Source organism: Dolichospermum sp. UHCC 0406 (assembly GCF_009712025.1).
Classification (GTDB): domain Bacteria; phylum Cyanobacteriota; class Cyanobacteriia; order Cyanobacteriales; family Nostocaceae; genus Dolichospermum; species Dolichospermum lemmermannii.
Genome location: NZ_VILA01000005.1, coordinates 58,364 through 80,172 on the forward strand (window position 1 = coordinate 58,364; position 21,809 = coordinate 80,172).

Annotated in this window: 18 protein-coding genes; 11 read left to right on the forward strand and 7 right to left on the reverse strand. The window is 41.7% G+C overall.

Annotated features, from left to right (window positions below; translation table 11 throughout):
* Positions 1–2 precede the first annotated feature (2 nt).
* Entirely contained in the window at positions 3–221 is a 219-nt protein-coding gene (locus FJR09_RS05920; protein WP_168654035.1) for a hypothetical protein, read from the forward strand.
* Here the strand turns inward: FJR09_RS05920 and FJR09_RS05925 are convergent.
* Together FJR09_RS05925 and FJR09_RS05930 are read right to left on the reverse strand one after the other, a co-directional pair.
* Positions 218–1,318, reverse strand: coding sequence for a type IV pilus twitching motility protein PilT (locus FJR09_RS05925; protein ID WP_168653450.1), 1,101 nt, complete (start codon positions 1,316–1,318; stop codon positions 218–220). The two genes, FJR09_RS05920 and FJR09_RS05925, sit on opposite strands and share 4 nt — an antisense overlap.
* A gap of 64 nt (positions 1,319–1,382) precedes the next feature.
* Positions 1,383–3,383 (reverse strand): ATPase, T2SS/T4P/T4SS family, encoded by a 2,001-nt coding sequence (locus FJR09_RS05930; protein WP_015081025.1) that lies wholly within the window; start codon positions 3,381–3,383, stop codon positions 1,383–1,385.
* Between the two features lie 472 nt (positions 3,384–3,855).
* On the opposite strand from FJR09_RS05930, the gene grpE reads away from it, so the two are divergent.
* From grpE to rsgA, 5 genes are all read left to right on the forward strand, one after another.
* The gene (grpE, locus tag FJR09_RS05935; RefSeq protein WP_015081024.1) at positions 3,856–4,530 is read left to right on the forward strand and encodes a nucleotide exchange factor GrpE; all 675 of its coding nucleotides are present in this window, start codon (positions 3,856–3,858) and stop codon (positions 4,528–4,530) included.
* 654 nt (positions 4,531–5,184) lie between these two features.
* Positions 5,185–7,050, forward strand: coding sequence for a molecular chaperone DnaK (gene dnaK, locus FJR09_RS05940; protein WP_168654036.1), 1,866 nt, complete (start codon positions 5,185–5,187; stop codon positions 7,048–7,050).
* Positions 7,051–7,483: 433 nt separating this feature from the next.
* The gene (gene dnaJ, locus FJR09_RS05945; RefSeq protein WP_168632551.1) at positions 7,484–8,623 is read left to right on the forward strand and encodes a molecular chaperone DnaJ; all 1,140 of its coding nucleotides are present in this window, start codon (positions 7,484–7,486) and stop codon (positions 8,621–8,623) included.
* Complete coding sequence (locus FJR09_RS05950) at positions 8,620–8,877, forward strand: sulfurtransferase TusA family protein (RefSeq protein ID WP_168632552.1); 258 nt, start codon at positions 8,620–8,622, stop codon at positions 8,875–8,877. The genes dnaJ and FJR09_RS05950 overlap by 4 nt, the downstream gene beginning before the upstream one ends.
* Entirely contained in the window at positions 8,874–10,031 is a 1,158-nt protein-coding gene (gene rsgA, locus FJR09_RS05955; RefSeq protein WP_168653453.1) for a small ribosomal subunit biogenesis GTPase RsgA, read from the forward strand. Before FJR09_RS05950 ends, rsgA begins: the two co-directional genes overlap by 4 nt.
* A gap of 284 nt (positions 10,032–10,315) precedes the next feature.
* Here the strand turns inward: rsgA and FJR09_RS05960 are convergent, their stop codons facing one another.
* Positions 10,316–12,061, reverse strand: a complete 1,746-nt coding sequence (locus FJR09_RS05960; RefSeq protein WP_168653454.1) for a bifunctional serine/threonine-protein kinase/formylglycine-generating enzyme family protein — start codon at positions 12,059–12,061, stop codon at positions 10,316–10,318.
* A 431-nt stretch (positions 12,062–12,492) separates the two neighbouring features.
* Here FJR09_RS05960 and FJR09_RS05965 point away from each other — a divergent pair, with 431 nt between their 5' ends.
* A complete protein-coding gene (locus FJR09_RS05965; RefSeq protein ID WP_168632556.1) occupies positions 12,493–14,085 on the forward strand; it encodes a glycoside hydrolase family 57 protein in 1,593 nt (530 codons plus the stop codon).
* Between the two features lie 120 nt (positions 14,086–14,205).
* Here the strand turns inward: FJR09_RS05965 and FJR09_RS05970 are convergent, their stop codons facing one another.
* The 3 genes from FJR09_RS05970 to FJR09_RS05980 all read right to left on the reverse strand — a co-directional run bounded on the left by FJR09_RS05970 (position 14,206) and on the right by FJR09_RS05980 (position 16,667).
* A complete protein-coding gene (locus FJR09_RS05970) occupies positions 14,206–14,433 on the reverse strand; it encodes a photosystem II protein, Psb35-related (protein WP_168653455.1) in 228 nt (75 codons plus the stop codon).
* A 263-nt stretch (positions 14,434–14,696) separates the two neighbouring features.
* A complete protein-coding gene (locus tag FJR09_RS05975) occupies positions 14,697–15,635 on the reverse strand; it encodes a heme o synthase (protein ID WP_015081013.1) in 939 nt (312 codons plus the stop codon).
* A 105-nt stretch (positions 15,636–15,740) separates the two neighbouring features.
* Positions 15,741–16,667 carry a heme A synthase gene (locus tag FJR09_RS05980; protein WP_168632557.1) on the reverse strand — a complete coding sequence of 309 codons (927 nt, stop codon included), beginning with the start codon at positions 16,665–16,667 and terminating at the stop codon, positions 15,741–15,743.
* Between the two features lie 426 nt (positions 16,668–17,093).
* On the opposite strand from FJR09_RS05980, the gene FJR09_RS05985 reads away from it, so the two are divergent.
* Entirely contained in the window at positions 17,094–18,059 is a 966-nt protein-coding gene (locus tag FJR09_RS05985) for a cytochrome c oxidase subunit II (protein WP_168653456.1), read from the forward strand.
* A gap of 54 nt (positions 18,060–18,113) precedes the next feature.
* On the opposite strand, the gene FJR09_RS05990 is transcribed toward FJR09_RS05985, so the two are convergent.
* A complete protein-coding gene (locus FJR09_RS05990; protein ID WP_168654037.1) occupies positions 18,114–18,404 on the reverse strand; it encodes a hypothetical protein in 291 nt (96 codons plus the stop codon).
* Here FJR09_RS05990 and ctaD point away from each other — a divergent pair.
* From ctaD to FJR09_RS06005, 3 genes are all read left to right on the forward strand, one after another.
* Positions 18,398–20,071: a cytochrome c oxidase subunit I gene (ctaD, locus tag FJR09_RS05995; RefSeq protein WP_148765061.1), complete on the forward strand. Its 1,674-nt coding sequence runs from the start codon at positions 18,398–18,400 to the stop codon at positions 20,069–20,071. The genes FJR09_RS05990 and ctaD overlap by 7 nt on opposite strands.
* A 292-nt stretch (positions 20,072–20,363) precedes the next feature.
* Positions 20,364–20,978 (forward strand): heme-copper oxidase subunit III, encoded by a 615-nt coding sequence (locus FJR09_RS06000; RefSeq protein WP_015081009.1) that lies wholly within the window; start codon positions 20,364–20,366, stop codon positions 20,976–20,978.
* A gap of 228 nt (positions 20,979–21,206) precedes the next feature.
* On the forward strand, positions 21,207–21,761 hold the full coding sequence (locus tag FJR09_RS06005; protein ID WP_168652506.1) for a methylmalonic aciduria and homocystinuria type D protein: 555 nt from the start codon (positions 21,207–21,209) through the stop codon (positions 21,759–21,761).
* Positions 21,762–21,809 lie beyond the last annotated feature (48 nt).

Genomic DNA, 21,809 nt, shown 5'->3' on the forward strand with positions numbered 1-21,809 from the left:
AGTTGTTAGTAGGGGCGAAGCATTTGGAAGATAAATTATCGGTCATTGCCAAAAATAGTTCTCCAAATGCTTCGCCCGTACAGTTGTCAGTAGGGGCGAAGCATTTGGAAGATAAATTATCGGTCATTGCCAAAAATAGTTCTCCAAATGCTTCGCCCGTACAGTTGTCAGTTGTCATTGGGAAGAAATATTCCCCCTGCCCCATGCCCCCTGCCTGTTAACGTAATTTAGCTCCTACTGGGGCTGTTTCACCAATTAGACGCTGGACTTCATCTGGTTTAGAAGTTTTAGATATTGCTGCTTCAAAAGAAATAGTTCCAGCTTTGTACAAATCAGCTAAAACTTTTTCTAGAGTTTGCATTCCCAACTTACCACCCGTCTGAATAGCTGAGTAAATTTGTGCTGTTTTTCCTTCCCGAATTAAGTTAGAAATAGCGGGAGTGATAATCATAATTTCTTGAGCCATTACTCGCCCATATTCACCTGAATTGACATTTTTCTTAGGTACTAAAGTCTGACTAAAAACTGCGACTAAGGAGTTAGACAACTGCACCCGCACCTGAGTTTGTTTTTCTGAGGAAAAAACGTCAATGATCCGGTCAACGGTTTGTGCGGCAGAACTTGTATGTAGTGTACCAAGTACCAAGTGACCTGTTTCTGCGGCGGAAATCGCCAACATAATGGTTTCCAAGTCCCGCATTTCTCCTACCATAATAATATCGGGATCTTCTCGTAAAGCTGCTTTTAAAGCATTAGCAAAACTCTTCGTATCTTCTCCTAATTGGCGTTGGTGAACTAGACTTTTGATTGGTTCATAAACAAATTCCACAGGGTCTTCAACTGTTAAAATATGTTCTGCCCTAGTGCGGTTAATTAAGTCAATCATTGCCGCTAGGGTAGTAGTCTTACCAGAACCAGTTGGACCTGTGACTAGAATTAGTCCTCTAGGTTTTTCCATCATTTCCCGGACTATATCTGGCAAACCTAATTTTTCAAAGTTAGGAATTTTAGAACTTAATGCTCGTAAACAAGCAGCATAAGCACCACGTTCTTTATAGACATTCACCCGGAACCTAGCTAATCCTTTGACACCGTAAGAACAATCTAATTCCCATGTTTGCTCTAAAGTTTTGCGCTGAGTGTTATTGAGCATACTGAAAATTAGCCTTTGACATTCATCAGCCGTCAATATGTGTTCACCAATAGGTGTCAGATGTCCACTAATCCGAAAATAGGGAGGCAATCCAGCGGATAGGTGCAAGTCTGACCCACCTCTAGTAATTAGTTCTTCCATCAAGTCTTCAATCATCATTTCCATAGTCTGATTTCGCTCCCATTAATTAACAATAAAAAACTTAAAACTCTCAATTCAAAATGTGCGGCTAATCTGTAAAGCGAGGTGTCATACAGTAAGGACAATCTAACCATTCTGGTTGTAATTCCCCACTACAAGTCAGACAAGTCAGACCACTTTTGCGTTTAGCTTTTAATTCAGCCTCTAAACCGTCATCTGTAAGTGTTACTCGCTCTACTTCTTCTAAGGTAGTTGTTCCTTGACGAACTAAGTCCAAACTGTAAGCTAGTAAGGTTTTCATCCCCTCTTCAACAGCTACTTCTTTAATCCTTTTTGTAGGTGCTTCCTTGTTGATCAGAGTTTGTAATTCTTCAGTCATCCGCATTACTTCATAAACCCCACAACGCCCGTTGTAGCCAACACCACCACATTTTTGACAAAGATTTTTATGGCTGGCTATTTCTTCTGGTGGGATAGTATTGGCTTTGTAGAAAGTTACCTGAGCTTCTTGGGAAACGGATAGACCATAGCGAGCTAGTTCTTCAATGGTCGGAGTGTATGCTATACGACATTCAGAACAGACACAACGAACTAGACGTTGTGCTAAAACACCAATTAAGGAACTGGAAATCTTGAAAGGTTCAATACCCATTTCTCCCAAGCGAGCGATCGCTCCTGGCGCATCATTAGTGTGTAAAGTAGTTAATACCAAGTGACCGGTTAATGCTGCCTCAATCGCCGTTTTCGCAGTTTCCCGATCCCGTGTTTCCCCCACCAGCAACACATCTGGATCTTGACGCAAGAAAGCCCGCAAGGCCGTCGAGAAATCCAACCCCTTTTCCCGAATTACCTGTACTTGAGTAATCCCCGGTAAACTATACTCAATTGGATCTTCTACTGTACTGATATTAATCCCCGGATCATTCTTTTCTGATAGTGCCGAATACAACGAAGTAGTTTTACCCGAACCAGTTGGTCCGGTCACTAAAATCAACCCGAATGGCTTACTAACCATATCCTTAACAATATTTAAGGTTTCTGGGTCAGTAATTAACTTATCCAAACCTAATTGAGTTCCAGTGTTATCTAAAATCCGTAAAACAACCTTTTCTCCATAGCGACTAGGTAGAGTATTTACCCGGAAATCCACCTTTCTTCCGGCAAATATCCGGCGAATCCGGCCATCTTGAGGTAACCGTCTTTCAGCAATGTCCAGGTTAGAAATAATTTTAAATCGGGCTGTTACCGCTGGGATAATTTTTTTCGGCATATTATCAAATGCCTCACGTAATATCCCATCCTTACGGAAACGAATCCGTAAATATTCTTCCTGCGGTTCAATGTGAATATCCGAAACACCCTCATTTAAAGCCTTCAACAAAATCCGATTCACAAGTTTAATGATTGGTGCCTGATCAGCACCCTTCATAGCATTATCTAAATCAACATCATTATCACTACTTTCATCTATGTCCAGAGTTTCTAGATTGTCTAAATCACCCTTGACATCATAATTTTTTTGCTGCTCTAATGTCTTTTGGCGTGCTGCTTGTTCATTTAAAAATTTGTTAATGATGTCCTGATAATCTTTCTGGGTAATTACCCTGCGTTGAAAAGACAAGCCTTGGGAACGCAAAATCCGATTAATATCATCATAAGCATCTAAATTATCTGGATCAACCATAGCCACCAACACATAAGGTGGGCTTTGGTTATCATTTCTTGACAATGGGATTAACTGATGCCGACGACAGATATCAATAGGAATGAGGGTTTGAATTAAATTCCCCACGTTTGTTGGATCAATTTCGTAGATTGCGGGATCAAGAGACTCAACGCCGTATAAAATTGTGAGTTCAAATAAATGTTGTTTTTTGTATTCGGTGACAAACTCAGGTGATAATTTTCGCTCAGTAATTGATTCTAATACTTCTGTCAGTGGTTTACCGGACTTGCGGCTGGCAATTACAGCCTGCTTCATTTGTTCATTATTGACATAGCCAGACGCTACTAATTTATTAACGAAAGGCGAAAACTCAGTTCTTGTAGTCAGCGCAGTGCTACGCCGTTGTGGTGATGAGTAAGTCATAAGCAATTGGGTTAGGGTAGAGAAACCTCTTTTTTAAGTATTCCCATACTGTGGCAGATAATTCTCATTCTGTATGAAATTTCATTCATGTATAATTTGGAGGTAGAAACCCGCCTATAGCCCAGATTGGGTTCAAAAACTAGATGCGTGACAGCTTAGTGGTATCACTTCCTGCCAAAATATTGGTAATTAAAAGAGCAGTCCGTCGTCAGCGGGTTGTTGAAAAGGGGGATTTAAACCCAAAATTAGCTTACTAGCTGAATGATCGTTAAATTTCTGCTGTTAAAAGCATCTGGAATGAGTAAATAATAGTAAACGAAAATAAACAGGTACACTATATAAGCCAGGAATTAGGCTAATCAACTCAAGATATAGCCAGCAGTTGCTAAAGTCACCGAACACACCTAAGTTTACCTCAAACCATTCCTCTCAGCACTTAAGTGACTGAATTTACCACATACCACATATTCTTATGAAAAGTGACTCCCCGTCCGAAATTAACTCCAATGAATCTAGCAGCGAGGTTAATGAGCAAGTAGCAAACCAAATAAATGAACAGGGAGATAACATACTCACTGAAGAACATGGTGATGCTACAGCCAACCCTATTGAAGTAGATATCGCTGTTTTAGCAGAGTTAAATCAACAAATTGAAACGCTCAAAACCCAACTAGAAGACCGTAGCACTCAGTATATGCGAATTGCCGCAGATTTTGAGAATTATCGCAAACGAACTGCCAAAGAAAAAGAAGAAATTGACTTACAGGTAAAGCGAAATACAATTACAGAATTGCTACCTGTTGTAGATAATTTTGAGCGAGCGCGAGCGCACCTCAAACCCCAAGGTGATGGTGAAATGACAATTCATAAGAGTTATCAAGGGGTTTACAAACAGTTGGTAGATTGTCTAAAACGTCTAGGTGTAGCACCCATGCGTCCTGAAGGTCAAGAATTTGACCCGAATTTGCATGAAGCCGTCATGCGAGAACCGACAGATGAACATCCAGAAGGAACAGTTTTAGAAGAGTTAGTTCGCGGCTACTATTTTGGTGAGCGTGTCCTCCGCCATGCCATGGTGAAAGTAGCTGCTCCCAGAGAATATATATCTTTAGAATCAGAAGATTTGTCTAGCCAAGATAACGGTTAACATGAACAGCATATAGCGGTATGCACTTAAATGAGATACAGTCATAAGCCCCCCTCCCTGCAAGCAAGTAGGGGGTTGGGGTTCTTGTATTTCACCCAACCAATAACCGCTATAAGGTTGTTGATACTTACTTACAGAACTTTCCAGTTTCATGAGGTACGTATATAGCGGGCAAGACTTGTACTGAGCAGTTCGACCCTTCGACAAGCTCAGGGCATCGCCAGCTCACTGTAACACTTGGCGATAGCGCGACGTGGCGTTAACCATAGTATGTCCGCTGGGTATGTACCTCATAACACCGGAAAGTTCTGTATCTCTTCCCTGTATCTGTTCCCTATTCCCTTGTTTGTAATACTAATTTTTAAAACTGTGGACTCTGTGTGTGCGATCGCCTATAATAAATGTGTTTTTCATAAAGTTTGCATAAAGGTTGCATAAATTTATTGCCTGTAAGTAGGTGAACGGAAAAAAACCGTAGACGTGGAGCGGCTTCTCGAAGAGTAATATGTAAGGACAAGTAAAGTTGCTCAAAACCTTTTCTGAAATTCCCTGTTCCCTTGTCATAACGACAATTTTTAACGGCAACCTATTTAGCTAAAACACAACCGCTTGTGAATAATTACGGTGGAGTATTTTATTAAAAGTAATTCAAGTATGGGAAAAGTTATTGGGATTGACTTAGGGACTACGAATAGTTGTGTGGCTGTTTTGGAATCTGGGCGACCAAAAGTAATTGCCAACTCCGAAGGTGGACGCACTACCCCTAGCATTGTAGCCTTTGGTAAAGGGAAAGATCGCCTCATCGGACAATTAGCAAAGCGACAAACTATAACTAATGCCGAAAACACAATCTACAGTATTAAAAGATTTATCGGTCGTCGCTGGGAAGATACAGAATTAGAGCGCGGTCGCGTCCCTTATAATTGCATCAAAGGAAAAGATAATACCGTTGATGTCCAAATTCGCGGACAAAATTACACACCCCAAGAAATATCCGCTATGGTCTTGAAAAAACTCAAGGAAGACGCGGAAAATTTCTTAGGTGACAAAGTGACAAAAGCCGTAATTACCGTACCAGCATATTTTACAGATGCCCAAAGACAAGCCACAAAAGATGCAGGTACTATTGCTGGACTAGAAGTATTAAGAATTATCAACGAACCCACCGCCGCCGCCCTAGCCTTCGGTCTAGACAAACAAGATCAAGAGCAATTAATTTTAGTATTTGACTTAGGAGGGGGGACATTTGACGTATCTATTCTCCAACTAGGAGATGGAGTTTTTGAAGTTAAAGCCACCTGTGGTAATAATCATCTCGGCGGAGACGACTTTGATAATGCCATTGTTTGCTGGATGGTAGAGCGATTCCTAGCAGAAGAGAAAATAGACATTACCCAAGACAAAATGGCACTCCAACGCGTGCGAGAAGCCGCGGAAAAAGCCAAAGTTGAACTATCTAGCATGGTTATTACGTCTATTAACCTGCCATTTATCACTGCTGATGCTACTGGACCAAAGCATCTGGAAATGGAACTCAGTCGTTCTCAATTTGAAGAACTAACAGGGAGTTTAATCAAGGAGACTATCGCCCCAATGATGCAAGCCCTCAAAGATGCAGAAGTCAAACCGCAGAATATAGATAAGATTATTTTAGTAGGAGGTTCTACCCGCATTCCTGCTGTTCAAAACGCCCTGATCAAATTTTTCAATGGCAAAATCCCAGATCATTCCGTCAACCCTGATGAAGCAGTAGCACTAGGTGCAGCTATCCAAGCCGGAGTTTTGGGAGGAGAATTAAATGCCCTATTACTGTTAGATGTCACACCTCTATCTTTAGGGATTGAAACACTAGGAGAAGTATTCACCAAAATTATTGACCGGAATACCACTATTCCCACTAGCAAAGCTCAAATATTTTCTACAGCCGTTGATGGTCAAACCTCCGTAGAAGTCCATGTCCTCCAAGGAGAACGCTCCATGGCCAAGGATAACAAAAGTCTAGGGCAGTTTCTCCTCAGTGGGATTCCTCCTGCTCCTCGCGGCATTCCCCAAATTGAAGTGGCTTTTGAAATTGATGTGAATGGCATTCTCAAAGTTGCGGCTCAAGATAAAGGTACAGGTAGAGAACAAAGTATTCGGATTACAAGTACAGGCGGTTTAAGTAACAACGAAATTGAGCAAATGCGGCAACAAGCTGAGTTATTTTCCGGAGAAGATCAAAGACGTAAAGAACTGGTGGAACTCAAAAACCAAGCGAATAATCTCTTGTTTACTTATGCTTCAACATTACGGGATAATGCCAATTTAGTCAGTGAGCAGTTGATAGCTTTGGCTAATCAGAAAGTTGAACAATTGCAAAGGGCAATGAACAATCCGAATATGTCCCCCACACAGTTTAAGACCCTTTTAGAGGATTTCCAGCAAACTATCTTTGCTATTGGTACAAATGTTTACAACCAGGTTGATAATGAAGATTTAAAATCAGAAGCTGCCACGCAAATAAATCTTACCGAAGAATAGACCTCCTAATCTATTTAATACTTGTATGAATTTACTGTAAAGAAATGTGTTTCTCAAGTAGTCATTTAGAGAAGCAAGGATATATTTTCTTCATCTACCAGGGAACACAAGAGCTTGTATCACAGATAGAACTAAAAGTATAGGTCGGGTTTTCCACATTTAATGGTACGGCTAGTTCCTATAATCAAGAGGTGGGTTTTTCGACATCTGAATAGCACAATAATAAAAGATTAATCATCGGTGAGAGCAAACACTAGCAAAAAAATATTGGTAAAATTAATTATTAACAAAAATTAAACTAAAGAGCATGACTTAGCGTGACCCCACGCTATTGGCATTCCTAAATTTCTGTATTCTTGTTAAAGTGTTACCTTAAACCTATTAGTTACTGTTTTCCGTACTTCTGCTTCCTTATAATTCTTAACCTTGCTATATGGCCCGAGACTATTATGAAACCCTGGGTGTCTCTCGTGACGCCGACAAAGAAGAGATTAAACAGGCTTATCGCCGCCTAGCCCGAAAATATCACCCAGATGTGAATAAAGAATCTGGGGCAGAGGAACGATTCAAAGAAATTAACCGCGCCTACGAAGTGCTATCAGAGCCGGAGGTTCGCGCTCGTTACGACCGCTTTGGTGAAGCTGGTGTTTCCGGTGCGGCTGCGGCTGGCGCTGGTTTCCAAGATATGGGAGATATGGGTGGTTTTGCCGATATCTTTGAAAGTATTTTCAGCGGCTTTGCTGGGGCTCCAGGTGGACAACCCCAACAAAGACGGCGTGGTGGACCAGTGCGGGGTGATGATCTGCGTCTAGACCTGAAATTAGATTTTCGGGAAGCGGTATTTGGTGGGGAAAAGGAAATTCGTATTTCCCATTTAGAAACTTGTGAAGTTTGTAATGGTTCTGGTGCTAAATCAGGAACTCGTCCTCGGACTTGCAGCACTTGTAGTGGTTCAGGTCAAGTTAGAAGGGTAACAAGAACGCCATTTGGTAGTTTTACCCAAGTGTCAACTTGTCCCACCTGTGATGGCTCAGGAACGGTTGTAGAAGATAAATGTGATGCTTGTGATGGTAAGGGCGCAAATCAGGTTACAAAGAAACTCAAAATCAATGTTCCCGCTGGTGTAGACAATGGCACGAGACTACGGATTTCCCAAGAAGGAGATGCGGGTCAACGCAGTGGTCCTCCTGGTGATTTATATGTCTATTTGTTTGTAAATGAAGATGAAGAATTTCATCGAGAGGGCATTAATGTTAACTCGGAAATTAAAATTAGCTACTTACAAGCGATTTTAGGTTGCCGGATAGAGGTAAATACAGTAGATGGTCCAGTGGAGTTGATTATTCCCGCCGGCACTCAACCGAATACAGTGATGAAATTAGAAAATCGTGGTGTTCCCCGTCTGGGTAATCCTGTGAGTCGCGGTGATCATCTGTTGACGGTGTTAATTGATATCCCCACGAAGATCATCCCAGAGGAACGGGAATTGCTAGAGAAACTAGCTAAAATTAAGGGAGACAGGACAGGTAAAGGTGGTTTCGACGGATTCATAGGAAACTTATTTAAGTCATGAGTGGCTCTTTGATATTAACCCCTGACGCTCAACTGGATTTGCGTGGGACTCCTTGCCCGATTAATTTTGTGCGGACAAAATTATTTCTGGAAAAGATGCCTCCTGGCGATTTGTTGGAAGTCTGGTTAGATCCGGGTGAACCGATAGAACAAGTTCCTGATAGTCTAACAATGGCTGGTTATCAAGTGGAACAAATTACAGATTGTACTGGCTATTTTTCCCTGGTTATCCGTCGTCCGGTTACTGTGGCATGACAGGGGAAAATATTTCTACTAAACAGTTATTGGGTACGGTGTTAGCTGTACAGGCGAATTTTTATCGAGTACAGATGGATGAAGAAGAAGGAGTCAGGAGTCAGGAGTCAGGAGTCAGGAGTTCAGAAATAATAGAAAGTTCTTCTTCCCCTTCTTCGCTGTCACCTGTTCCCTGTCACCTGTCCCCTTCTTCCCCTATCCTTCTCTGTACCCGAAGAACGCGCTTAAAAAAGATTGGTCAACAGGTGATGGTGGGCGATCGCGTCATCGTCGAAGAACCTGATTGGACTGATGGACGGGGGGCTGTTAGTGAAGTTTTACCGCGTCATAGTCAATTAAATCGCCCAGCGATCGCTAATGTCAATCAAATTCTCCTGGTGTTTGCTGTTGCTGATCCTCCTTTAGAACCTGTACAATTAAGTAGATTTTTAATCAAAGCTGAGTCTACTGGTGTTGATGTACTACTATGTTTAAATAAGTGTGATTTAATTTCCCTCCAGGAAAAACAACAAATTAATGACCGTCTCCTGGCTTGGGGCTATCAACCTTTATTTATTAGCGTTCAGAATCACCTTAATATCAATCAAATAGCCACATATTTACAGGATAAAATTACTGTGATTGCAGGTCCTTCTGGTGTGGGAAAGTCCAGCTTGATTAATGCTTTGATTCCCGACGCTAACCTGCGGGTAGGGGAAGTTTCCGGTAAATTAGCCCGTGGTCGTCATACCACCCGTCATGTAGAATTATTTGAAATGCCGGCAGGTGGTTTATTAGCAGATACTCCCGGTTTTAATCAACCTGATTTAGATTGTAGCCCTGAAGAACTAATTCACTATTTCCCAGAAGCCAGAAAACTCCTGGCTGTTGCCCATTGCCGCTTTAGCGATTGTATACATAAAGATGAGCCTGATTGTGCTGTTAGTGGAGAATGGGAAAGATATCAGCATTATTTAGAATTTTTAGATGATGCGATCGCTCATCAAAACCAGATTAATCAACAATCTGACCCCGAATCAAGTTTAAAATTAATATCTAAAGGTAAAGGTCAAAGTCAGTACGAACCAAAACTAGAAAGTAAAAAATATCGTCGAGTTTCCCGGAAAACCCAATTACAAGACTTACAGGAATTATATCGAGAAAGTGAGGATTGATACTAGATAAATTTCAGATCCCCGACTTCTTCAAGAAGTCGGGGATATTGGGATCTTGAATGAACCAAATTTCCTAACATTCAAAATCCCACCCCTTCTTCCATCCTGAAAATCCTTAAATCCTGGAAATCCTGATTCTGACAAAATGAAAAATCTGTGCTATAGTGAATCAAGACACCAAAACCAGATTTTTGTAGAAAAATATTTTCCCCCTAACAGCGGTGGGTTAAGAAGGGAAAAGAAAAAAAGAGAAGAGAGCAAAAGAGCAAGAGTGTAAAGGGCTACTAAGTCCTCGCTGCACCACTACATACAACCCGAAAACCAATATTGAGGTCGTTGTTGTCGAGGCTGATGCTGCTGCGATAAGCAGAACGGCAATTCCCAGGATCGTTGCTCCACGAACCACCGCGCAGCAGCTTTGCGCTCCGGCTTGGACTTGTCAAAGCACTGCCATCTGTAGGCGCGTTTATATAATCATTTTTATAGTCATCTTGACACCATTCCCACACATTGCCGTGCATATCGTACAAACCAAAAGAGTTAGGGGGAAAAGTTCCTACATCTGTGGTCCGCTGACGATATTTTCCTTTTTGTGCAGAAGCATAGGTATAATTACCATTATAATTTACCAAATCTGGAGTAATACTTTCACCAAAATAAAATGGTGTGGTAGTTCCGGCACGACAAGCATACTCCCATTCGGCTTCACTGGGTAATCTGTAGTTTTTGCCTGTTTTTTGACTTAACTTTTTACAGAACTCAACCGCATTATTCCAACTAACTCTTTCAACTGGGCGGTTATCGCCTTTGAAGTTGGAAGGGTTAGTTCCTATGATAGCTTGATATTGTGCCTGTGTCAATTCATATTTTCCCATGTAGAAACTGGGAACTGTAACTTGGTGTTGGGGACCTTCATTTGAACGTCGTTGTGCTTCACTTTCCGGTGAACCCATGATAAATGTTCCCCCTGGGATTTCCACCATTTCCAACGTCACACCATTTCCTAAGTCTTCTGTAAAGTATTTCGCGCTTTCCTTCCGTTGGTTGGTGATATTTCCCCGTGCGTCTGTGGTGACAACTTCAAAACTAAAGGTTTTAAGGTTATTGGCAGGTATTGGTGCTTGGGGTTTTAAAGCTTTTTCTATTGCTGCTATTCTTTGCAAAATCTCATGGGAGTTTTGAGGACGATATTTATATAAACGCTGCATCATATCATCTAATAAATCTGCCAACATAGATGATATTTGTGGTGCATGATTCCGCCAATTTAATGTTTCATTATAGGAATCATACATGATTGGGTCAAGTGGTTCTTTACCTGTGAGTAAATAAACAAATGTCCGTCCTAAAGCAAAAAAATCAGATTGAGGTACAGCATTATGATTAATTTGTTCCGAGGGTGTGTAACCTGCGGAAATAATTCCCGTTACACCACCTTGTTGTTTAAATACTGTAGATGTTACCTTCCTCACAGTCCCAAAATCAATTAATACCAATTCGGCACTTTCAGACCGCAACATAATATTAGGTGGTTTAATATCTCGATGAAAGAAGTCTTTATTATGTACCTGTTCTAAAATAATAATTAGATCTTTTAGCCACTCTATAGCTGTAGTTTGGTTAATAGGACGCAAACCACGTTTTTGCATATATTTTTCTAAATCTTCTCCCACAACTTTTTCCATTACCAAACAATGAATTGGGTTTTGACTGTTGTAGGGATAATATTCAAAATAAGCGTCTAATTCTACATGAGGAATACCGGAATGATGGAGTTGACTTAAAACATCAGCTTCTTGTTTAAATAATTCTACAGCTTTAGGGTCGTTATTAATCAAGACTTTGAGAACTTTAGCCTGATTGGTTCTGACTTCGTTAATCTCATAAGTCACACCAAAGCCACCCCGTCCTAACTGACATTGTACCCGATAACGTTGTTGTAGCAAGACTTCCGAGCCACAGGCTTGACAAAAAAGGATATTATCGGGATTTTGTGGCTTTGGGCAGTTAGAATTGATGCACAGGCTCATAATCTTGGTAGTTAGCACGTTTATAGGACATTCTACCTTGATTTACTGAAAATCAGTAATTTAGGATTTATGCACTGTAAAAATTAATCATTTTATGTATTGAGGAAAAAAGGCTATTTCCGACTTTGATTGATGATTATATTGATCATGAACAAACAAATATGGGAAGCTTCCAAACACGCCAGGGAATGAATTCCCTGTCTCATAGCTCAAGTCCGTTAAAACGGACTAAGGAATTTCACAAGTAAGTGTAGACGCGGTTTCTAACCACCCGTTGAACTTCCGCGAAGCGGCGCTAGACCAAAATATTTTTCTATTAAGTATTAACTGAGGATTCATGACCAATGACCCATATAGTCTTAAAATATTCTTAATTTCCCCACACAGACTTTTTTGTCTGTAACCTCCAAATACCACACATAAAAAATATTATGGCTATAGGCTACGTCGCGCTTGTACTTCATGCACATCTGCCCTTCGTTCGTCACCCAGGAAGTGATTATGTGCTAGAAGAAGAATGGCTGTATGAAGCGATTACTGAAACTTACATTCCTTTATTAAAAGTATTTGAAGGCTTAAAACGAGATGGCGTTGATTTTAAACTCACCATGAGTATGACTCCGCCTTTGATTTCTATGCTTCGTGATCCTTTATTGCAAGAACGCTATGATGCTCACTTATCACAACTAGAAGAGCTTATAGAACTAGAATCTGAGCGCAATATTCATAATGGTCATCTGCGGTATTTAGCGGAACATTATGCAACTGAATTTAATCAAGCGCGGGAGTTATGGGAACGTTATCAGGGTGATTTAGTTACAGCATTTAAACAGTTCCAAGATAGTAATAACTTAGAAATTATTACCTGTGGTGCTACTCATGGCTACTTACCATTAATGAAAATGTATCCCCAAGCGGTTTGGGCGCAAATTCAGGTAGCTTGTGAACATTATGAGGAAACTTTTGGCCAAGCCCCTAGAGGGATATGGTTGCCAGAATGTGCCTATTATGAAGGTGTGGAGCGAATGCTGGCGGATGCTGGTTTACGTTATTTCCTCACCGATGGTCATGGCATTTTATACGCTCGTCCTCGTCCGCGCTTCGGTAGTTATGCCCCGATTTTTACTGAACCCGGTGTAGCCGCTTTTGGTCGAGATCATGAATCTTCCCAGCAAGTATGGTCTTCTGAAGTGGGTTATCCTGGTGCAGCCGAATATCGGGAATTTTATAAAGATTTGGGTTGGGAAGCGGAATATGAATATATTAAGCCCTATATTATGCCCAATGGTCAGCGCAAAAATACAGGTATTAAGTATCATAAAATTACCGGACGGGGCTTAGGTCTTTCCGATAAAGCTCTTTATGATCCTTACTGGGCAAAGGAAAAAAGTGCAGAACACGCTGCTAACTTCATGTATAATCGTGAGCAGCAAGCCGGGCATTTACACAATATCATGGGTCGGCCGCCAATTATTGTATCTCCCTATGATGCGGAGTTATTTGGTCATTGGTGGTATGAGGGTCCTTGGTTTATTGATTATCTGTTCCGTAAGTCATGGTATGACCAGAAAACCTATGAAATGACCCATTTAGCCGATTATTTACGGGCTAATCCTCAGCAACAAGTATGTCGTCCTGCTCAGTCGAGTTGGGGCTTTAAGGGTTTCCATGAATATTGGTTGAATGATACTAATGCTTGGGTTTATCCACATTTGCACAAAGCTGCGGAACGGATGATTGAAATTTCCCAAATTGAAGCTGAAGATGAATTACAGGAAAAAGCACTCAATCAAGCTGCGAGAGAGTTGTTATTAGCACAATCTTCTGACTGGGCGTTTATTATGCGGACAGGAACAATGGTTCCCTATGCGGTGAGAAGAACAAGATCGCATTTAATGCGCTTTAATAAACTCTATGAAGATGTGAAAGTGGGTAAGGTTGATAGTGGTTGGTTGGAAAAAGTCGAGTCAATGGATAATATTTTCCCCAATATTAACTATCGCGTTTATCGGCCAGCATTTTAAGTAGTTCCCAGATCCCCGACTTTTTCAAAAAGTCGGGGATCTATATCTAGAAAAGCAAAACCCCCAGAATTGTGACTGGAGGTTATTTTTATACACATCTTGTCAAATTGCCAATAAATACTATCTGGGTAAATTGCGGCTGCTGTAAGCATCAATAGCATAGGCGGGTGTGCGTTGGGTATAGTCTATATCTACGCCAGTAATAGATTTAGCCAAAGCTGCAAATTTGTCAGAAGCCCAATTACGTTCGTGAATGGGCTTGCTTTGTTCACCCATGAAATAAGCTAGAGAACCGATAACGGAAACTGCTACCCAACCAACAACCAATAGAGAAATTAAAATAGCCATTCGAGAACCTCGTTTTTTACTTTTTGTAACCTTATGTAAATAAATATAACAGATTGTTAACAGAAGTTGCAAATTATTTTCTGGTGTGTATGCCCCTCAAAGAGGTGAGGTATTCCCCACTGTAATAATTTCGTAACAAAACGCACTAATACAAGAAATGATGAGAAAATCGTCTGGGTATATTTTTGTTGGGTTTTTTGTAAAAAAAAATAATCAGATCCCCGACTTCTCAAAGAAATCGGGGATCTATGTCCTGAGCATGATTACAAATGCAGTTGAGCAAGGAAATGATGAGTAATGGGTAAACTATCCACCACCATTGCCAAACACAACAGCATCATGTAGGAAATGGAATACAAAAATAATTCCCGCGCTATGGTTTTATCTTCGGGATTTTGCAATAAGCGCCAAGACTTATGGACAAATACTCCCCCTAAAGTCAAGGCAATAACAGCATAGACAATCCCGCTGGCGTGTAAGGGATAAAACAGCAAGATAGTCGCAGTGACAGTAATCACCGTATAAAACCAAATTTGCCGGACGGTGGCTTTATTACCCGCTACCACAGGTAACATTGGTATCCCCACCTTAGCGTAATCATCACTAATCATTAAAGCCAAAGCCCAAAAATGGGGAGGTGTCCACAAAAAGACAATGGCAAAAATTAGCCACGCAGACCAGCTTAAAGTGTCCGTTACTGCTGCCCAACCGACTAAAGTGGGAATTGCCCCTGCTGCACCACCAATGACGATATTTTGAGTGGTATGGCGTTTGAGCCAGTGAGTATAGACTAAAACATAGAAAATGATGCCAGAAAAGGCTAAAAATGCTGCCAGGAGATTGGCAAAAACGGTGAGGAGGGTAAAAGAAAGTACAGCCAGAGCGATCGCAAAAATTAAAGCATCACGGGATTGGATCTTCCCGGAAGGGATGGGGCGGTTGCGTGTCCGCTCCATATCATAATCTATATCTCGATCATAGATACAGTTAATAGTTTGGGCGCTGGCTGCTGCTAAAGTTCCGCCAATCATTGTAATAATTAACAACCAGGGATCTACCTCACCCTTAGCGGCTATCCACATACTCCCAGCAGTGGTAATTAATAGTAGGGGAATAATCCGGGGTTTGGTTAGCTGGTAGTAACTTTGAACGACTTGGAGAAATGTGTCGTGTTGACGACGAGAGACATTAGTCTCAATCATGTTAGGTCTTTTTCCTTATTTTTCAAGAACTGGTCAGCAAACCGCTGTAAGCAGGAGTCAGGAGTCAGGAGTCAGGAGTCAGGAGGAAGAAAGAGGAAGAAGGAGTTACTGTGTTGGTGAGGGAGGAAGCAAACCATCCCGCAGTGATAAAACTGTAAATACTACCAAAGTCCCCAGTAAAGTCGCACCGATAGCTTGGTGAGAAACGGTAAGGGGTTCAACTTGTAAATGTAAACGGAAGGTAGCCACACCCAAAAGAAGTTGTAAAATCAACAAGCCACCAGCCAGATTTGCCAGTTTTCGCAAAGCCGGATGTAGGGCTGGTGTGCGCCAAGAAATTAAAACAACTGCTAAAGTAGCGATGGTTGGGGGTACTACGCCAAAAATATGGCTATACATGACATCACAAAGTTGTTCCCCGGACAAACATTGGTGCAAAGCCCAACGAGAACCTACTATTGCACCCAATAAACTTTGTAAGTAGACGCAAACAGCAGCAGTTAAACCCACCCAAGGCAACTTTCCTACTGTTCCCGTGCCTTGATAGGGAATCAAACTTGTACCGATAATTAACAACGTAGTGAAAAATAGTAACGCTGTTCCTAAATGGGCGGTAACGATATCAAACCGCAATAATTCAGTTACAGTCAGTCCTCCCAGAATCCCTTGGAAGACAATTAAAAACAGGGCAAATGTGGAAGCCCAGGGTAGCCACTTGGGTAAATGTTGACGATGCCACCAGGATAAACCACAAAGGGCGATCGCACTAAAGCCAATTAAAGCTGCATCGAGGCGATGAAACCACTCCAAAAACACTTGGAGATTCATTTGCTTGGCTGGAACTAACTCCCCATAGCACAAAGGCCAATCAGGGCAAGCGAGTCCAGCATTCATAACGCGGGTGGCACTGCCTATAGCCATCAAAATTAAGGTGGCTACGCATATTTTCCACACCAAGCGACGAATCATCTCCTGGGGCTGTTGTGCTACTGTGGCCGCTTTATTTTGTTGTTCTAGGACAAATTCGTTCATTAACAATACCTTTGGACCGCTTGTGCTGGAAATTGAAAATTTTCTATTTTGATTTAGTCCCGACTTCTACTTACCCTAACCTATAGGTCAGAATATAGAAATCAGCTTTCCCTTACACTTTGGATCACTTTAGCTAGTTTCCGCTGTAAGATTTCGTGCTGTTTTGCAGATAGAAATAATTAATCAATGGGAATTAATGGGAATTAATGGAAATTTCTGAAAATTTTTTGCCTAATTGTCATCTAACCTGGGCAAGACAACTTATCTCCCTTGTACTCAAAATTGTGTTCTTAATCGAAAAAATTAATAAAGATTTCAGACCAGCGGATACTATATCTCATTGCCTGCACTACCTTAGTATGTAGAGTTACTTTAACAAGTGAAGTAACTTACAGATAAAATAGTCAATTAATCAAGAAATCAGCCGTGAAAATTCCAAATGCAATCTGGACATTACTCATTGGCATTGTCCTCACCCTCGCCAGTCTCTGGTACGGTCAAAATCACGGTCTATTACCTGTAGCGGCCTCAGACGAAGCCCCCTTGGTAGATGGTCTATTCAACACCATGATGACTGTTTCTACAGGCATATTTTTGATTGTTGAAGGTGTTTTAATTTACGCTGTTATTAGATATCGTCGTCGGGCTGGTGACAATGCAGATGGGCCAGCAATTGAAGGTAATGTGCCTCTAGAGATACTCTGGACAGCGATCCCCGCAATTATCGTTATCGGTATTTCTCTCTACAGTTTTGATGTATATAACAACATGGGTGGCTTTGATCCCCATTCGGCTCATGCTGCCCCGATGATGGAAAATGCCATGAATATGCCGGGAACGGCAATGGCTGCCACCCTCATCAGTACAGAAGCCTCTGGACAAGTATCACAATTAGATACCGATGCTGATGCCGTTAAAAAACCAGCAGAATTAACCATTAACGTCTCTGGAATGCAATATGCTTGGTTATTTACCTATCCAGATAATGACGTAACAACAGGTGAATTGCATTTACCCATTGGCAAAACAGTGGAAATCAACATGACAGCCAGTGATGTTATCCACGCCTTTTGGATTCCAGAATTTCGGGTGAAACAGGATGCCATTCCTGGTAGACAAACCAATTTGCGTTTTACTCCCAGAAAAGCGGGTGATTATCAACTTATTTGTGCTGAACTGTGTGGACCTTACCACGGGGTGATGAAAAGCCAAGTTGTGGTAGAGACACAAGCAGCTTTTGATAGTTGGATGCAAGAACAGCTAATTGCTGGTAAAGAGATCCCTAATCAAGCCGTAGCTGTGAATTCCATGGCCATGACTGCTGATGAATTTCTCTCTCCTTACACTCACAATATGGGCATTCACTCAGAAATTCTGCATCAAATTAAGTAGTTTAAGAATTACTTGAGTTGCAGTGGTTACAAAAAAAAATTTTGAACCTTTAAGTTATACATTCACGTAGGGGAGGTAGGGGAGGTAGGGGAGGTAGGGGAGGTAGGGGAGGCGGGGGAGGTAGGGGAGGTAGGGGAGGCAGGGGAGGCGGGGGAGGTAGGGGAGGTAGGGGGAGAAATTTCTGTCTTCTTTCTGTCTTCTTTCTTCCTTCCTTCTGAACTCCTGACTCCTGACTCCTGACTCCTGACTCCTGACTCCTGACTCCTGACTCCTGACTCCTGACTCCTGACTCCTTCCTTCTGACTCCTGACTCCTGACTCCTGACTCCTTTTTAAAATATGACACAAGCACAGTTAGAAGAAATTGCTAATGTCCCTAACCATGCTGAAGAACATGAGGAAAGGCATTGGCGAGACTTTTTCGGTTTTAGTACCGACCATAAGGTGATTGGAATTCAATATCTGGTCACTTCGTTTGTTTTTTACTGCATTGGCGGCGTAATGGCTGATTTAGTGCGGACAGAATTACGGACTCCAGAGGTAGATTTTGTCACGCCAGAAGTCTATAACAGCCTGTTTACCCTCCATGCCACAATCATGATTTTTTTGTGGATTGTGCCAACAGGGGCGGGATTTGCTAACTATTTAATCCCGCTGATGATTGGGGCGAGAGATATGGCATTTCCGCGCCTGAATGCGGTAGCTTTTTGGATGGTTCCCCCAGCAGGTGTATTACTGGTTGCTAGTTTGGCGGTAGGTGATGCCCCGGATGCTGGTTGGACTTCTTACCCGCCGCTGAGTTTGGTGACAGGCCAGGTGGGTGAGGGGATTTGGATTATGAGTATCTTGCTATTGGGAACTTCTTCGATTTTGGGGGCGATGAATTTTCTCGTCACCATTTGGAAGATGCGTGTTCCTAGTATGGGCATCTTTCAAATGCCGTTGTTTTGTTGGGCGATGATAGCAACTTCGGCTTTAGTGTTGGTATCTACACCAGTATTAGCTGCGGCTTTGATTTTGTTGGGTTTTGATTTGTTGGCAGGAACAAACTTTTTTAATCCCTCTGGGGGCGGAGATCCTGTTGTTTATCAGCATATGTTCTGGTTCTATTCTCACCCAGCGGTTTATATTATGATTTTGCCTTTCTTTGGGGCAATTTCGGAAATTCTGCCAATTCATGCCCGCAAACCGATTTTTGGCTATAAAGCGATCGCTTTTTCATCCCTAGCTATCAGTTTCTTAGGCTTAATCGTCTGGGCGCACCATATGTTTACCAGCGGTGTTCCCGGTTGGTTGCGGATGTTTTTCATGATCACTACCATGATCATCGCTGTCCCCACTGGGATTAAAATTTTCGGTTGGTTAGCTACTATTTGGGGTGGCAAAATTCGCCTCAATAGTCCCATGTTGTTCGCTATCGGCTTTTTAGCAACTTTTGTGATTGGTGGCATTAGTGGCGTAATGTTGGCTGCTGTTCCTTTTGATATTCACGTTCACGATACTTACTTTGTGGTGGCACATCTCCACTATGTTTTGTTTGGTGGTAGTGTGTTAGGGATTTTTGCGGCTATTTATCACTGGTTCCCGAAAATGACGGGACGGAAAATGAACGAATTTTGGGGTCAAGTGCATTTTGCCTTAACCATGATTGGTTTAAATATGACTTTCTTACCCATGCACAAACTCGGACTCATGGGGATGAATCGCCGGATTGCTGAATATGATCCTAAGTTCACGGCTTTGAATGAAATCTGTACCTACGGATCTTATATATTGGCGGTTTCGACGTTACCATTTATCATCAATGCCGTTTGGTCTTGGTTCTATGGCGAAAAAGCCGGTAATAATCCTTGGCAAGCGTTAACTTTGGAATGGATGACTTCTTCTCCTCCCAGTATTGAGAATTTTGAAACTCTTCCGGTTTTGACTACTGGCCCCTACGATTATGGGGTGAGTGAGGAACGGGTGGAAACTGAATCTGTGTTAACTCCCCAAACTGAATCAGCACTTTAGGGGATTGACATGACCCGCCCAGAACTGAAGTTCCGGGCTAATAACTAAAGTCCGTTAAAACGGACTAGAAATTTCTTTTAGTCGTCTTTAGACGACTTTCGCTATTAGACTCAGAATTCATTGTGAGGCGGGCTAGTAGTCTGTCAAGATAAAAATGATGGACTGTAGTGTGAGCGTCTCGCTCACGCGGGCAAGATGCCCGCACTACCAAAAACCCGTCAAAATAAATTTGACAGACTACTAGATAAAAATGAAATAGCCCTGCCTTGAACCCATTACCAATTACTAATTTATGCAAGGTCAAATTATTGACACGGGGAAAACTGAATTAAGTCACCACACAACTGTTTCTCATCATGAGGAACATCCAGATCATCGTTTGACTGGTCTATTTATGTTCCTTGTGGCTGAGGGAATGATTTTTATGGGTTTGTTTGGTGCATACCTGACTTACCGTTCTACTATTCCGGTTTGGCCACCAGTAGGGACACCGGATTTAGAATTGTTGTTACCTACTGTGAATACTTCTATTTTGATAGCTAGTAGTTTTGTGATGCACAATGCTGATACTGCTATTAAAAAGAATGATACTAAGGGAATGCGGGTTTGGTTGGCAATTACCGCAGTTATGGGGGCGATTTTTTTGGCGGGTCAGGTTTATGAATATGCTCATTTAGAGTTTAGTCTGACTACCAATTTATTCGCTAGTACGTTTTATGTGTTGACTGGGTTTCACGGCTTGCACGTTACCATCGGTGTTTTAGCGATTTTAGCAGTTTTGTGGCGATCGCGTACTCCTGGACACTACAGCAATGAAAAACGATTCGGGATTGAAGCAGCGGAAATTTACTGGCATTTTGTAGATGTAATTTGGATTATTTTGTTCGGATTACTGTATTTACTCTAGGTATTTATTACTTAGTTGTTCACTCCACTCGAATAACCTACAATCCCCCTCTCTTTGGGGGTTTTTTATTTTCTCTCTTTAAACTTTCTCAACTTGCTTGGGTGCTTCCATTAGAGTAAATAATTGTCCTAATCTAATTATTCGCAAAATTTGATGATTTATTTGGAGATTTAAGAGTTATTATTTTTAGCAAAGATAAATTTAAAAACTTTCATAAACCGAATTAATGTGGTGTCTTATCCCCCAGTTTGTATTTCACAGCCTAGCTGTCCTATTCATTTAGTTGGCAAAACAGGACAAGCTGTAGAGATTTCTATTCATACTCCCAGTCCATATATCTGTGCCAATTGCGAACAGATCTTACCAGATTGGAAACAGCAGCAGTTTTTGTGGGTAGTGGTTGTTTTACAGCAATCACAATATTCTCTAGAAGAAATGACCACAGAAACAGAAATAGAAAAGGAAAAGCTGCGGGAAAAATTTATGCGTTTTGGTTGCGATTTGGCATTTAATTTGCGCGACCGCGGGTATTTAACAGACTTAATAGATCCCCGCACAGGTTATCCATTACTGTCTCATTCTGGCTTAGTTCCCCACGATGATACAGCAGTAGCCCAAGCCTTACTCAAGTATCCCGCAATTGAAAATAAATGCCATGTTCTTGTGCATCCTCAATGGGGAACTGCTGTTTATCCCAGTGTCATGCTTTCAGAAGCACCTCCAGACATCATTGAATCAGTCACTAAAGCCATAGCACCAATGCACGGTTGGATGCAGGTTTAGTAGAGCAAGGGGATGTAGGGGGGAGGAGGTAGGGGAGGTAGGGGAGGT